The 13,605-nt window shown below is 71.0% G+C and carries 13 protein-coding genes; 5 read left to right on the forward strand and 8 right to left on the reverse strand.

Features of this window, described 5'->3' with window-relative positions:
- Positions 1–203: 203 nt before the first annotated feature.
- Positions 204–1,496: an adenylosuccinate synthase gene (locus AB0B66_RS05105; RefSeq protein ID WP_360523148.1), complete on the reverse strand. Its 1,293-nt coding sequence runs from the start codon at positions 1,494–1,496 to the stop codon at positions 204–206.
- Between the two features lie 124 nt (positions 1,497–1,620).
- Here AB0B66_RS05105 and AB0B66_RS05110 point away from each other — a divergent pair, with 124 nt between their 5' ends.
- Positions 1,621–2,610, forward strand: coding sequence for a hypothetical protein (locus AB0B66_RS05110; RefSeq protein WP_360523151.1), 990 nt, complete (start codon positions 1,621–1,623; stop codon positions 2,608–2,610).
- 78 nt (positions 2,611–2,688) lie between these two features.
- Positions 2,689–4,557, forward strand: a complete 1,869-nt coding sequence (locus AB0B66_RS05115) for a chromosome partitioning protein (protein ID WP_360523154.1) — start codon at positions 2,689–2,691, stop codon at positions 4,555–4,557.
- A gap of 58 nt (positions 4,558–4,615) precedes the next feature.
- Here AB0B66_RS05115 and AB0B66_RS05120 read toward each other — a convergent pair whose 3' ends face one another.
- Entirely contained in the window at positions 4,616–5,023 is a 408-nt protein-coding gene (locus AB0B66_RS05120; protein ID WP_360523157.1) for a DUF3151 domain-containing protein, read from the reverse strand.
- 75 nt (positions 5,024–5,098) lie between these two features.
- On the opposite strand from AB0B66_RS05120, the gene AB0B66_RS05125 reads away from it, so the two are divergent.
- Complete coding sequence (locus tag AB0B66_RS05125) at positions 5,099–6,202, forward strand: hypothetical protein (protein ID WP_360523160.1); 1,104 nt, start codon at positions 5,099–5,101, stop codon at positions 6,200–6,202.
- Positions 6,203–6,496: 294 nt separating this feature from the next.
- On the opposite strand, the gene AB0B66_RS05130 is transcribed toward AB0B66_RS05125, so the two are convergent.
- The 3 genes from AB0B66_RS05130 to AB0B66_RS05140 all read right to left on the reverse strand — a co-directional run bounded on the left by AB0B66_RS05130 (position 6,497) and on the right by AB0B66_RS05140 (position 8,844).
- Positions 6,497–7,015, reverse strand: coding sequence for a hypothetical protein (locus AB0B66_RS05130; protein WP_360523163.1), 519 nt, complete (start codon positions 7,013–7,015; stop codon positions 6,497–6,499).
- Between the two features lie 203 nt (positions 7,016–7,218).
- Positions 7,219–8,241 carry a class II fructose-bisphosphate aldolase gene (fbaA, locus tag AB0B66_RS05135; RefSeq protein ID WP_360523166.1) on the reverse strand — a complete coding sequence of 341 codons (1,023 nt, stop codon included), beginning with the start codon at positions 8,239–8,241 and terminating at the stop codon, positions 7,219–7,221.
- Positions 8,242–8,463: 222 nt separating this feature from the next.
- Positions 8,464–8,844, reverse strand: coding sequence for a phage holin family protein (locus AB0B66_RS05140; RefSeq protein WP_360524116.1), 381 nt, complete (start codon positions 8,842–8,844; stop codon positions 8,464–8,466).
- A 68-nt stretch (positions 8,845–8,912) separates the two neighbouring features.
- Here AB0B66_RS05140 and AB0B66_RS05145 point away from each other — a divergent pair, with 68 nt between their 5' ends.
- On the forward strand, positions 8,913–9,137 hold the full coding sequence (locus AB0B66_RS05145; RefSeq protein WP_360523169.1) for a hypothetical protein: 225 nt from the start codon (positions 8,913–8,915) through the stop codon (positions 9,135–9,137).
- Here AB0B66_RS05145 and AB0B66_RS05150 read toward each other — a convergent pair.
- Together AB0B66_RS05150 and AB0B66_RS05155 are read right to left on the reverse strand one after the other, a co-directional pair.
- Positions 9,128–10,162 carry an LCP family protein gene (locus AB0B66_RS05150; protein WP_360523172.1) on the reverse strand — a complete coding sequence of 345 codons (1,035 nt, stop codon included), beginning with the start codon at positions 10,160–10,162 and terminating at the stop codon, positions 9,128–9,130. The two genes, AB0B66_RS05145 and AB0B66_RS05150, sit on opposite strands and share 10 nt — an antisense overlap.
- Positions 10,159–10,656, reverse strand: a complete 498-nt coding sequence (locus AB0B66_RS05155; protein WP_360523175.1) for a SigE family RNA polymerase sigma factor — start codon at positions 10,654–10,656, stop codon at positions 10,159–10,161. The genes AB0B66_RS05150 and AB0B66_RS05155 overlap by 4 nt, the downstream gene beginning before the upstream one ends.
- Before the next feature lie 66 nt (positions 10,657–10,722).
- Between AB0B66_RS05155 and AB0B66_RS05160 the strand changes: the two genes are divergently transcribed.
- Positions 10,723–11,487, forward strand: coding sequence for a VTT domain-containing protein (locus AB0B66_RS05160; protein WP_360523178.1), 765 nt, complete (start codon positions 10,723–10,725; stop codon positions 11,485–11,487).
- Positions 11,488–11,621: 134 nt separating this feature from the next.
- On the opposite strand, the gene AB0B66_RS05165 is transcribed toward AB0B66_RS05160, so the two are convergent.
- Positions 11,622–13,349: a VWA domain-containing protein gene (locus AB0B66_RS05165; protein WP_360523181.1), complete on the reverse strand. Its 1,728-nt coding sequence runs from the start codon at positions 13,347–13,349 to the stop codon at positions 11,622–11,624.
- Positions 13,350–13,605 lie beyond the last annotated feature (256 nt).

Raw genomic sequence — 13,605 nt, forward strand, 5'->3', positions numbered from 1 at the left:
CGCGGCGGTGATCAGCCCGTCCTGGCACTCCGCGATCCGTTGTATGGCAAGCACAGGGGTTGAGCCTGCGGGCCGGAACCCGCCCACTCAACCCCTGTGGACAACCCTGTGGACAACACGTCCTACCCGGCGACGATCACGGTGCCAAGGTAGGGACACGCCGTCGAACACGCCCTTAAGTTCATGATCAACCCACCGAAAGGCTAGGGGGTGAGCATGTCGTGGCGGACTACGTTTTCGTCGCGGCCGGGGCCTACGCCGATCATGGAGATGCGGGTGCCGCAGAGCTCTTCGAGGCGCTCGATGTAGCGCTGGGCGTTGAGGGGGAGGTCGGTGAAGTCGCGGGCCTTGGAGATGTCCTCGAACCAGCCGGGGAGGTACTCGTAGACCGGCTTGGCGTGGTGGAAGGCCGTCTGGGTCATCGGCATCTCGTCGAGGTGCTCGCCGTCGACCTCGTAGCCGACGCACACCGGGACCTGCTCCAGGCCGGAGAGGATGTCGAGCTTGGTGACGACGAGGTCGGTGATGCCGTTGACGCGCACGGCGTACCGGGCGATGACGGCGTCGAACCAGCCGCAGCGGCGCGGGCGGCCGGTGGTGGTGCCGTACTCGCCGCCGGTCTTGCGCAGGTGCTCGCCCATGTCGTCGTGCAGCTCGGTCGGGAACGGGCCCGCCCCGACCCGCGTGGTGTACGCCTTGATGACGCCGATCACCGAGGTGATCCGGGTCGGGGCGATGCCCGCGCCCACGCAGGCGCCGCCCGCGGTCGGGTTCGACGAGGTCACGAACGGATACGTGCCGTGGTCGAGGTCGAGCAGGGTGGCCTGCGCGCCCTCCATGAACACGGTCTTGCCCTCTTCGAGCGCCTTGTTCAGGATCAGGCGGGTGTCGGCGATGAACGGGTTGAGCCGCTCGGCGTAGGTGAGGTACTCCTCGACCACGGCGTCGACGTCGAAGCCCTTGCGGTTGTACACCTTGAACAGGATCTGGTTCTTCTCTCGCAGCACCAGCTCCAGCTTCTGCCGGAGGATGCCCGGGTCGAGCAGGTCCTGCACCCGGATGCCCATGCGGGCGACCTTGTCGCCGTACGCGGGACCGATGCCGCGGCCCGTGGTGCCGATGCGGGCGGTGCCCAGGTAGCGCTCGACGACCCGGTCCAGCGCCCGGTGGTGCGGCATGACCAGATGCGCGTCGGCGGAGATCAGCAGGCGGGAGACGTCCACGCCACGCTCGGCGAGGCCGTCGATCTCGGCCAGCAGCACCTTCGGGTCGATCACGACGCCGTTGCCGAGCACGATCTCCGCGTTGGGGTGCAGCGCGCCGCTCGGCATCAGGTGGAGGGCGAACTTCTGGCCGTCCGGAGTGACCACGGTATGGCCGGCGTTGTTGCCCCCGGAGAAGCGGACGACGTAGTCCACTCGTGATCCGAGCAGGTCGGTAACCTTGCCTTTGCCCTCGTCGCCCCACTGGGCGCCGAGAAGCACGATCGCTGGCATCTTTCCTTCGCCTCCTAGGCGAGCCGCGGGCCGCCCACGGCTGTGGTGACCCCGGGGTGCCAGGCTAACAGCTTGATCGGGCACGCATGCCCGGGCAATGCCGGAACCCGAGAGGACTACTCGCGTGCGCGCTGACAGAGGCACAGCTGACGTGGTGCTGCTGAGCATGACCGAGCCGGAGGGCGACTGCTGCGGCTCCGGCGGCTGCGGCACCGGCGGCGGCGCCGGGCATGGCGAGGGTCACAGCGGCGCGCCGCGGCCCCGGGTGCCGGTGCTGCACTGCGCGGACGCGCTGCGCGCCGCCGGGGCCCGGGTGGAGACCGTGGTCGCGTGCTCCGACGCGGAGATCGACCAGGTGCTGTCTCGGCTCGACGGTCCGGCCCGGGAAGACGGCCTGACCTGGCCGGACGCCGACGGCGGCACCCGGCTGGTGATCGCGGTCACCGACGACGGGCAGCTGCGCCACGTGCTGCGCCGCCTGGTCCGCCGGTATGCCCCGGCCCCGTCGAAACGGCCCGCCGACCTGCCCGCGGGGCGTACCGTGCCGGATTTGCCCCCGATCGCGGTGCTGCCGATCGACGCGGCCGCGGCGGACCTCGCCGCGCAGCTGGGCCTGCCCCGGGAGCCCGCCGAGGTGGCCGCGGCGGTGCTGGGCGACCGGTCGCGACGGCTGGACCTGCTGCGCCACGACGGCGGCTCGGTGACGCTGGACGGCGTCCTGCTGGCCGGCAGCACCGAGGACGGCCAGCCCGTGCAGTGGGCGGGCCGGGTCGAGGTCGACGACGCGGTGCTGACCGACGGCGCGGAGCCGCTGCTCGCGGTCGCCGTCGCCAACGCTTCGGGCGCGACGCTGCTGGACGGGCTGCCGCTGCTGACCTCCGCCGACCCGGCCGACGGTGTGATCGACGTCGCGGTGGCGGTGCCGGTGCGGCACAAACCGCTGTTCGGTACGCCGCGGCTGCGCATCGAGGTGCGCCGGGCGCGCGGCCGGGCGGTCTCGGTGACGCCGCGCGACACGGAGGTTCCGTTCGCCGACGACGGGGTATCCGGCGGGCTGACCCGTAAGCGCTCCTGGTGGGTGGAGCCCGCGGCGTGGGCCGTCTATACCCGCTGAGAGGCGGGGAAACGGGCCCTGCTGCGGGGTGTGCGCACTGACTAGGCTGCAGGGGCAGACGGCACTGGGGAGATGGCGATGACGGAATGGGAGTGGCCGCCGGACGAGATAAGCGGCCCCGCTGAGGACAGCAAGCAGATCACGCGTGGCCAGCCCGCTCGGGCGTCCGCCGCGGTGCCGCGTCCTGATCCGGTGTCCGGCGGGCCCTCGGCCGGCGTGCCGATGGCGGTGCCCGCGCCGCAGGCCGGCATCCCTATCCCCGCGCCGCAGCCGGTGGCCGGCCCCGCCGACCTGACCCGGACCGTGCAGGTGCCGCTGCCGCCCCTGCCGCAGCGCGAGCGCGCCGCGGTGCCGCTGCCGCCGACCGCCGTGCCGGTGCAGCCGCACAGCGCGCCCATCCCGCTGCCGCCGCAGCAGGCGGCCACGCCGATCCCGCCGCCGCCCGTCTCCGCCCCGCCGGCGGCCCAGGTGTCCCCGGCCGCACCGACGCCTCCGCAGGTCGGGCCCGGCGAACAGCGCATGCCCTACCGCACTCCCGCGGCCGAGGCCCGCGCGGCGGCGCCGGTCGAGAACCACGGAAGCCCGGCGGTGCCCGCGCCGGAGGCCCGCGCCGCCGTGCCGGTGCCCATGCCGGTGGATACTCGCGGCACCGCGCCCGTGCCCACGCTCGACACCCGGGCCGCCACCCCGTTTCCGTCGGCCGAGGCACGGGCCGCCGTACCGTTCCCGCCCGCCGAGGCTCGGGCCGCGGTGCCCGTCCCGCCGGCTGAGCCCCGCGCGGTGGCACCGTTCCCGCCGGCTGCCGAACCGGGCCCGGCCACCCCGCATACCGCGACCGCCGCCGTGCCGCCGCAGCGTCCGGCCGTCACGGCGGTGCCGCCGCCGCAGACCGCCCCGGGTGTATGGCCCGTGTCGGCCCAGCCGAACATCCCGCCGCTGCCCACCACGGCCGCCCCGACACCGCCGCAGTTCGGCGGGCCGCAGCAGCCCGGCCCGGCCGGTGGGGGCGAGGTCTACCTGCCCACGGCAGAGGAGTTCGCGCGCCGCCGCGCGGCCCGTCCCGCCGACCCGGTCGCCCACATGGGCATCCAGGCGGCCCTGCGCAAGTCGACGTTCGGCCTGCTCAATCTGAGCCCCGGCCAGCGTGAGCAGGAGATCCGCCGGGCCACCGACCTGGTCCGGCGCAACTTCGGCGGCCTGCGGCAGATCACCGTGGTCAACCCTAAGGGCGGCGCGGGCAAGACGGTGGCCGTGCTGCTGCTGGCGATGACGTTCGGCCGCAAGCGCGGCGGCTACGTGCTGGCCTGGGACAACAACGAGACCCAGGGCACCCTGGGCATGCGTTCCCAGCAGGACTTCCACTCGCGTACGGTGCGCGACCTGATGCGCGACCTGCACCAGTTCCAGGGGTCGCAGAGCCGCGTCGGCGACCTGTCGCAGTACGTGCGCTCGCAGGGCGACGGCATGTTCGAGGTGCTCGCCTCGGACGAGTCCGCGACCGCGGGCGAGATGCTCACCGCGCACGCGTTCGCCGAGATCCGTGAGGTGGTCAGCCGCTTCTACAAGCTGATCATGGTGGACACCGGCAACAACGTGCGGGCCGAGAACTGGCAAGCCGCCATCGACGCGACCGACCAGCTCGTGGTCACCATGTCCGCCCGCAACGACTCGGCGGAGACGGCCGCCCGCATGCTCGACCATCTGGAGCAGACCGGCCGCAGCCGCCTGGTCCGGCAGGCCGTCACCATCGTCTCCCTGCCGCCGAGCCGCCGCGAGCTGGACATTCCCGCCATCGAACGGCACTTCGCCGCGCGCACCCGGGCCGTGCTGATCGCGCCGTACGAGCGCATGCTCGACTCCGGCGAACCGATCGACTACGGCCGCCTCACCGACGAGTCCCAGGACGCCTGGCTGCGCATCGCCGCGGCCGTCGCCGAGGGCCTCTGACCCGAACCCGCCCGCCGCCCGACCGGCGGCGGGCGGGTGGGCTCGGACCGGAGTCCGCTCAGGAATTGAGCGCGTCGAACGCGGCCGGGTCGCAGTCGCGCAGGAACTGGGCGCAGCGCGCCGCCTCGTCGGCCTCGCCGATCTCCGCGGCCGCCACCGACAGAGCGTGCAGGCAACGCAGGAAGCCCTGGTTGGGCTCGTGCGACCAGGGCACCGGGCCGTGGCCCTTCCAGCCCGCGCGGCGCAACTGGTCCAGGCCGCGGTGGTAGCCGGTGCGGGCGAACGCGTACGCCGGAACAGGCTGCCCCGCGGTCAGCGCGAGCTGGGCCAGCGCGGCCCATGCGGCGCTGTAGGTGGGGTGCGCCGCGGCGACGGAGGTCGGGTCCTGCGCGGCGGCCAGCGCGGCGGCGGCCGCCTCGTCGGCGGGCAGCAGCGTGGCAGGAGGTTCGGGCATCAGGTTCTGCATACGGACATTCAACCCGGTGGGGTCGCCGAAGTCCCCGCGCTGCGCTGAGGGTTTCGTCACGGGCATACTCGCCTGATGTCTGCTACCACCCCGCTGGAGATCGAGTCTCTGGAAGAGCTGTCCGAGCGGCTCGCCGAGAAGAGCCTCGCCGGGCTCACCGTGCAGGGGCTGACGATCGGCGCCGACCTGTCCCGGGTCAAGGTCAAGGACGCGGTCTTCATCGGCTGCACGTTCCCGAGCCTGGCCGCGGAGGCGGCGCTGGTACGCCGCGGCGCGCACGTGGTGCCGGTCGCGGACTGGGTGCCCTACCCGACGCACCCGGCCCGCCTCTACACCGCCGCCGACCTGACCGCGGGGTTCGCCGAGAACGGTTTCACCGGCATGTACGACACCCGGGTGTACGAGCACTTCGTCGCCGAGGGCGGCCCGAACGCGGGGGTCCGCGAGGCGCTCGCGCAGCGGCTGCACGACCACGGCATCGACAACGCGCTGCACGACGCCCTGGCCGGGATCTCGCCCCGACGGCGCATCGGCATCATGGGCGGCCACGCGGAGGTGCGCGGCAGCGACGCCTACCGCATGGCGGCGGCGATCGGGCACGCGCTGGCCGGCCACGGCAGGCTGGTGCTGACCGGCGGCGGTCCGGGCGTCATGGAGGCCGCGAACCTGGGCTCCTACCTGGCCGCCCACCCGGTGGCCGCGCTGGACGAGGCGATCGGCCGACTGGCCGCCGAGCCGGACTTCCGCGCCCACGACCCGTATACGAAGGTCGCCCTGCACGTGCTGGCCGAGTTCCCGACCCTGGACCCGTGGGCGGGCGGCCTGTCCGTGCCCACCTGGCTCTACGGCCACGAACCGGCGAACGTGTTCGCGGGCCAGATCGCGAAGTACTTCTCGAACGCGATCCGCGAGGACGTGATCCTGAAGGCGGCCCGCGGCGGCATCGTCTTCGCCCCCGGCCGGGCGGGCACCGTCCAGGAGGTCTTCCAGGCCGCGACCAAGACCTACTACGCCACCGACGGCGAGAGCGGCCCCTTCGTCTTCCTCGGCCGTCGCTTCTGGACCGAGGACCTCCCCGTCCCCTACCTGCTCCGCACCCTCCTCAACGGCGCCGCCCTGACCGACCTGGTGCACATCACCGACGACGTCGACGAGGCCCTCGCCATCCTCTGCCAGTGAAAGCAAGGGCACCTTCACATCGCAATACGTAGAGGAAGGGCCCCTTGCAAACACTCCACCGCACGTGACGAGGGAAAACGTCGACCGGCCGCCGCAGTGCCGGGCTGCCCGCCCGGCCCGGCCCGGGTCAAGATCGTCGGACTTGCCGGGCAGACGTGCGTATCTTGAGCCGCCATTCGCCCACTTGCCAGGCAAGTCGACCGATCTTGGCGCGTCCGGCCGCTACGCGACCGGACGACGCCACCCGATCCCAGCCCGCTACGCGACCGGACGACGCCACCCGATCCCAGCCCGCTACGCGACTGGGATTCTGCGCCAGAAGCCGACCGGGAGGTTGACCTCGGGTTCGCCGGTGAGGCCGTTCTCGTCCATCGCGTTGAACAGGGCGACGCGCAGGTCGCCGAAGAAGAACTCCAGCGCGTGCAGCACGTGCGGGCGCCAGGCGGTGGGGCTGATCCGTTCGATGATGTTGACCTGGGTCAGCGGGCGGCCACGGGCCGAGAGGATCGCAGGGTGGGTGTCGGCCCACCAGTCCAGGCGCAGGCCGGGCCAGTCGAGCTGGGCCTGCAGGTCGATGGTGTCCCAGCTGATCGCGCACTCGTCGAACTTGCGGTGCGTGATCTCGATGTTGGCGTCGGGGAAGCCGAACACCACGGGGCCGCCGGTGAACCAGGCCTCGGCGTCCAGGTCCCACACCAGCCAGGAGCCGACGAGCGGCTGTCCGATGACGCGGGCGAAGCGGTTGCGGTGCGCCGCCGCCAGCGCACCGGCATCGTGGTGCCAGACCGGGTCGTACCCGTCGATGCCCAGCACGTGCGGACCTCCTGCCCTGAGACGCGGATTCGGACGATCGTACCGATTCCTGCCAGGTAAGGCGGGGACGCGGACCGACACGCGCGCGGCGAAACACGCCGTAGACGCGAAACGCGGTCATGACCTGCGGTCGAACCGCAGATCATGACCGCATTAGGCGATCTTGTGCCAACCTCGCGAACCGGTGCGGCCCGCGTGGCGGATTACTTGATCTTCGTGCCGGTGGAGCGCAGGTCCTGGCAGGCCTGGGCGACGCGGGCGGCCATGCCGGACTCGGCGGCCTTGCCCCAGGCGCGCGGGTCGTACTGCTTCTTGTTGCCGACCTCGCCGTCGATCTTCAGCACGCCGTCGTAGTTGCGCAGCATGTGGTCGGCGACCGGGCGGGTGAACGCGTACTGCGTGTCGGTGTCGACGTTCATCTTGACCACGCCGTAGTCGACCGCGTCGCGGATCTCCGACAGCAGCGAGCCCGAGCCGCCGTGGAACACCAGGTCGAACGGCTTCTCCTTGCCGTACTTGGCGCCGACCTGCTCCTGGATCTCCTTGAGGATCTCCGGACGGAGCTTGACGTTGCCCGGCTTGTACACGCCGTGCACGTTGCCGAAGGTGAGGGCGGTCATGTAGCGGCCCTTCTCACCCAGGCCCAGCGCGGCGGCGGTGGCCAGCGCGTCCTCGACGGTCGAGTACAGCTTCTCGTCGATCGCGCCGACGACGCCGTCCTCCTCGCCACCCACGACGCCGACCTCGATCTCAAGGACGATCTTCGCGGCGTGGGTGAGGGCCAGCAGCTCCTCGGCGATCTGCAGGTTCTCGTCCAGCGGCACGGCCGAGCCGTCCCACATGTGCGACTGGAACAGCGGGTTCTCGCCGCGCGCGACGCGCTCGGCGGAGATCGCCAGCAGCGGGCGGACGAAGCCGTCCAGCTTGTTCTTCGGGCAGTGGTCGGTGTGCAGCGCGACGTTGACCGAGTACTTCTTGGCCACCTCGTGCGCGAACGCCGCGAAGGCGACCGAGCCGCTGACCATGTCCTTGATGGTCGGGCCGGACAGGTACTCGGCGCCGCCGGTCGAGACCTGGATGATCCCGTCGCTCTCGGCCTCCGCGAAGCCCTGCAGCGCGGCGTGCAGCGTCTGCGAGGAGGAGACGTTGATCGCGGGGTAGGCGAACGCGCCGGCCTTGGCGCGGTCGAGCATCTCGGCGTAGACCTCAGGGGATGCGATAGGCATCTGTGAACGCTCCTAGCGTGCGTGCAGTGACGCGGATGGCCGCGGTGGCGCGTCGCCGCGCCCGATGGCTGCGGGAAGACCGCGATGTCCTCGTTACAGGAGTATTGCCTACGTCACTTGACCTGGCGAATCGGCCCCTACCCCGGACCGCCGGGCGGGATCGGCCGGGCCGGTGGCTGCGCTTTCCGGCATGGCGCGGCTGCCCAGGGGGTACGCCTGCCGTCAGCCCTCGCCCCCGTCCGGCACCAGCAGGCTGAGCGCCCAGCTCACGATGCCCATGACGATCGCGCCCCAGAACGCGGGCCAGAATCCGTCGATCTCGAACGGCAGCTTGAACACCGTCGCCAGCCAGTCCACCAGCAGGAACAGTGCCGCGTTGACGAACAGCGCGAACAGGCCGAGCGTGATCACGTAGAAGACACACCCGAAGAGATGGATGATCGGCTTCAGGATCGCGTTGACCAGGCCGAAGATCAGCGAGACCGCGATCAGGGTGAGGATGCTGCGCGTGGTGGTCGCGGCGGTGACCTCGATGCCGGAGACGATCAAGGTGGTGACCCACAACGCGACTGCGTTGATCACCCAACGGATCAGAAAGCCCATATGGTCATCTTCTACGCCGAAACCCACATCTGCTGGCGAATATCACAGGCGAGTCATACCGTGAAACAATGACCGAGAACGTGGCAGGGAACACGTACGCCGACGACGTGCCCGAAGCCGACGCGCTCGAACAGTCGACGCCGGCGGATCCCATCGCGGACGCCGAGGACCTGAACAACGCCCTCCCGGCTGAGCCACTCGGAGAGCCGGACGCGCCGGTGCCCCCGGCCTCTGAGTGGGACAAGATCGAACAGAACGTGGTGGCCGTGCCCGCCGACGAGGACTACTCCTGAAGCACCCAGTCCGGGTGCGTGCTGATGAAGTCGTTCATGGCGTCATCTCGCAGCGCTGCGAACAGCTTCGGCGCGACTTGTGGATCCAGCTTCTCGAACGGGAACCCGCCGTAGGTGACCGGCAGGAACGTCGGCTGACTGACGCCGACGATGTGCGCCGCGTCGACCCGGTCCAGCCGCACCGCCAGACCCAACAGGCTGAGGTCACCGGTGTGCAGGGTGATCCCCGGCGTGCTCACCAGTCGGCTCACCATGGCGAAGTCGCTCAGCAGCGCCCGGTCGCCGGCCTTCTTCACGAGCCCCAGCAGAACCCGCTGACCGATGCGGTCCCGGTCGTAGGCCCCGTGGGCCAGACCGCCCCAGCGCTGCCGGACCAGGTCCGCCACCTGGGTCCCCGTGTACCCCTGGCAGCCCGCCGGATAGACCTTCCCGGTGTGGTGCGACGTCACGCGCTGTGGCAAGCAGACCGGCAGCCCGCCCAGGGCGTCGGTCACCTCGCGCAGCGCGGAGAACTTGACCTCGGCCACGGCGTCCACGCTCACGCCCGTGAGCCGCTCCACAGCCTGCCGGGCGCCCTGCGCACCCCCGGCGGTGTATGCCCCGTTGATCTTTCGTCGGCCTTCGCCGGGGATCTCCACGGCGACGTCGCGCTCGATGGAGATCAGGTACGCCGCGGTTCCGTCGGCCGGCAGGTGCACCAGCATGATCGTGTCGGACCGGGCCTCCCCCATGTCGCCCCGCTGGTCCAGCCCGAGCAGCAGCAGGTTCAGCGGGCCCTCGGGAGCCACGACCGACGACTCGACCCCGATCGCCGCGACGTAATCGGCTACCCCGCCCCGCCACAGCTGCACCGGCACGGCCAGCGCGATCGCCACGGCCACCGCGGCGGCACCGGTACGGGTCGCCGTACGGCGGCGACGGCGGCGGGCGGCCAGGGCGTCGATGGCCCGGCGCAGCGGATCCAGCGGGGGCGCCTGCTCCTCGTGCCGGGCGAACGCGTCACGCAGCAGCTCTTCCTCGATCATCGGACTCCTCCCAGGCTCAGCCGCTCCGCCGACTCCCGCAACCGGGCCAGCGCCTTCGAGATGTAACCGCGGGCCGTGCCGACGGTGCAGCCGAGCATCTCGGCGATCTCCCCGTCCGGCAGGTCCTCGTAGTAGCGCAGCACCAGCGCCGCCCGCTGCTGCCGCGGCAGCGTGGCCAGCAGGGACCAGATGTGGTCGCGATCCGCGGTGCGCTGCGCGTGATCGACGGGCACGGCGACCGCCTCGTCGGCGTCGGGCCGCAGGAACACGCGGCGCAACCAGGATCCGCGCCGCCAGTCGAGATACTGGTTGATCATCATGCGCTTGACATAGCGCTCTGGCGCGTCGGCGCGGGCCACCTTGCGCCAGTTGAGCTGGACGCGGACCATCGTCTCCTGGACAAGGTCCTGGGCCGTGTGCTGGTCACCCGTGAGCATCACCGCATAGCGCGCGAGCGCGCCGAGTCGCGAGTTGACGAATTCCTCGTACGTCACAGCCACCTCCTCGACTCACAGGACGTGTCCGGGTGTTCAGAACATTGCCCGGTACTGTTGTGCGGCGTGACCGTAGTCGACACTCTCCAGGCCCTGGCCGCGCCCCCACTGGCCGCCGCCGCCTTCAATCCGCTCGATCCGACGGACTGGTTGACCCTGTTCGGCCCGGCCGCGCTGTTCGGCGTCTGCTTCATCCTGTTCGCCGAGACCGGCCTGATGGTCGGCTTCTTCCTGCCCGGCGACTCGCTGCTGTTCATCGCGGGCGTGTTCGCCTCCGGCTTCCTGGAGTCGAAGGGTGTCCAGCTGCCGATCGGCTGGTTGCTGCTGCTCGGCCCGCTCTGCGCCATCATCGGCGCACAGCTCGGCCACTGGCTGGGCGCGAAGTACGGCCCCAAGATGTTCAACAAGCCCGACTCCCGCCTGTTCAAGCAGGAGTACGTGCGCAAGGCCGAGCACTACTTCGCGAAGTTCGGCCCGCGCAAGGCCATCGTGCTGGCCCGGTTCATCCCGATCGTGCGCACCTTCATGAACCCGGTCGCGGGCGTGCTCGGCATGCCGGCCCGGCAGTTCTTCGTGTGGAACGTGATCGGCGCGATCCTCTGGGTCGACGGCATCCTGCTGGCCGGCTACCTGCTCGCCGAGCAGATCATCAGCGCGATCGGCGGCCCCGAACACATCGACAAGTACATCCTGCCGATGGTCTTCCTGATCGTCTTCCTCTCGCTGATCCCGGTCTTCATCGAGATCATCCGCGAGCGCCAGGCCAAGAAGCGCGGCCTGCACGGCCACGGCGACGACACCGTCATCATGAGCAAGGTCGACATCGGCTGACCATGATCGCTCGACTTGCCAGGCAGGTGGGCGAAAAGCGGTCCAAGATACGCACACCTGCCCGGCAAGTCCGATGATCACCGGGTACGGAAGAGGGGCACGGCCTTCGGCCGTGCCCCTCTTCCGTACCGGCCTCAGGCCAGCAGCGCCTTCAGGAAGATCGTCTGCATCTGGCTCGGGTCGGTGACCTGGAAGGCCACGCCGCCGGTGGTGTCGGCGACGGCCTGCAGGTCGGCCAGCTTGACGTCCGGGCCGAGGCCCAGCAGCACCACCCGGACCGGCTTGGTCACGTCGGCGAGCTTCTCCAGCTCCTTCTGAACCGCGCGCAGCGACATGCCGGAGTTGTCCCGGCTGTCGGTGAAGACCACCAGTGTGTTGCTGCGGGACGGGTCGTATCCCTTGAGCAGCTCGCGGTATCCGTCGATGATCGACTTGTAGAGCGGGCAGATGTCGGTCGGCGCGGGCGAGGCCTGGTTGACGGCCCCGTTCAGCTTGTTGCGCTGTGACTTGGTCAGCTCGGCCAGCGGCACCAGCGGCTGGTGCCCCGGGCCGGCGAAGGCCCACAGGCCGACCTCGCTGTCGTCGGTGAACAGCTTCAGGCCCTTCTCCGCGGCGCTGCGCAGCACCTGCATGCGCACGGCCGTGTTGCCGCCGCCGGTCATCGTGCGGCCCATCGACGAGGTGGCGTCGACCAGCGCGATCACCCGGGACGGCGTCTTGGCGGCGACCCAGGCGGTCATCGCGCCGCGGACCTTGTTCATGTCGTTGAGCGGCTGCACGAAGACGGTGTTGGAGGTGACGCCGTGGCCGGTCGGGAAGCCGGTGGAGGCTTCACCCTCCGGCGAGCGCAGGCCCTTCTCCGCGAAGACCGCCTTGTATTCACCGCTGATCAGGGCCTGTGAGAACAGGGCGGCCGCGGCGGCCAGTGGGCGCGGCTGGCGGGCGCGCACGGCGTACGGGAAGTCCAGCGTCGGCGCCTGGGCCAGGGTGACCGCGGCCATCGGGGCCTTGGGGGTGGCCGCGTTGTAGGCGATCACGGCCTGCTCGCTGACCGGAGCCCCGGTCATGCCGGCGGCGTACGCCTTCCACAGCGCCCCGGTGTCCGGGACCGGCCCGCCGATGCCCCGGTACACGGCGACCAGCGCGGGCAGGTCGGCTTCGGAGGCGACGACCGCGTCGGACAGCATCATCGCGCCGACCATGCCCGCGGTGTCGCGACGCGGCTCGACGACACCCAGCTTGAGCACGGGCGTCTTGGCGAACAGCAGGCTCTTGAGCAGCGTGGCGTCGACGCCGGAGCCGAGCTTGTCGGTGAGGTTGCGGGCGACGGTCTCCGGCACGGCGAGCACCACCGGGCTGGCCGCCAGGGACGGGGCGGTGGCGTCGAACATGTCGCGGTCGACCCCGCGGACCCGGCCCAGCCAGTACGTCGAGTCCGGCACCCAGACCACCGGCAGCTCGGAGTCGGCCGGGGTCGGCGCGGCCTTGCCGGCCACGTCCACCGCACCGCCCGCCCAGGTGCCGAGCGAGTTGGCCACCTCGTGCGACGCCTTCTCGATGACCTCGACACGCACGCAGTCCTCGCCGACCATGGGGCTGGTCGCGCTCCAGCGGTTGCCGATCTCGGTGAGGGCGGGCGCGATGGCCGGATCGGCGGCTACGGTGAGCGTGATGCCGGCGCTGCCGCAGCCGTCGGCATCGGCGCTGACCGAGCGCAGCACGACGGTGGCCAGGCCGCACACGGACAGGGCACTGATGATGATGACGGGAATCCGTACGGCACGGCGACCGAACAGGCCGGTCCGCCGGGGCGCGGGTGCCTCGGGGGCATCCCAGCCGCGACGGATGTGGCGTCCAGACATGGGTGACTCCCAGTGAGGAGGCGGCGGCGCCGAGCCCTTCGGCGGGGGTTACCGGGGCGGCAGCACGCCTGACTTCGCGTCAGCTTAGATGTCCCCCGGCCAGGCGCAACCGGGTGATGACAGAATTCACTCACGGTTGCCGGAGCCTGCGCTGCGTGACTTTTTCGCCGCTCAATATCACCAAAAGCGCCGTGGGGCGCACCCTCCGTGACGGTCGGTGCGCCCCAACGGCGAACAGGGGCAGTGCAAAGAAAAC

This window comes from Catellatospora sp. NPDC049111 (assembly GCF_040648615.1).
Taxonomy (GTDB): Bacteria; Actinomycetota; Actinomycetes; order Mycobacteriales; family Micromonosporaceae; genus Catellatospora; species Catellatospora aurea.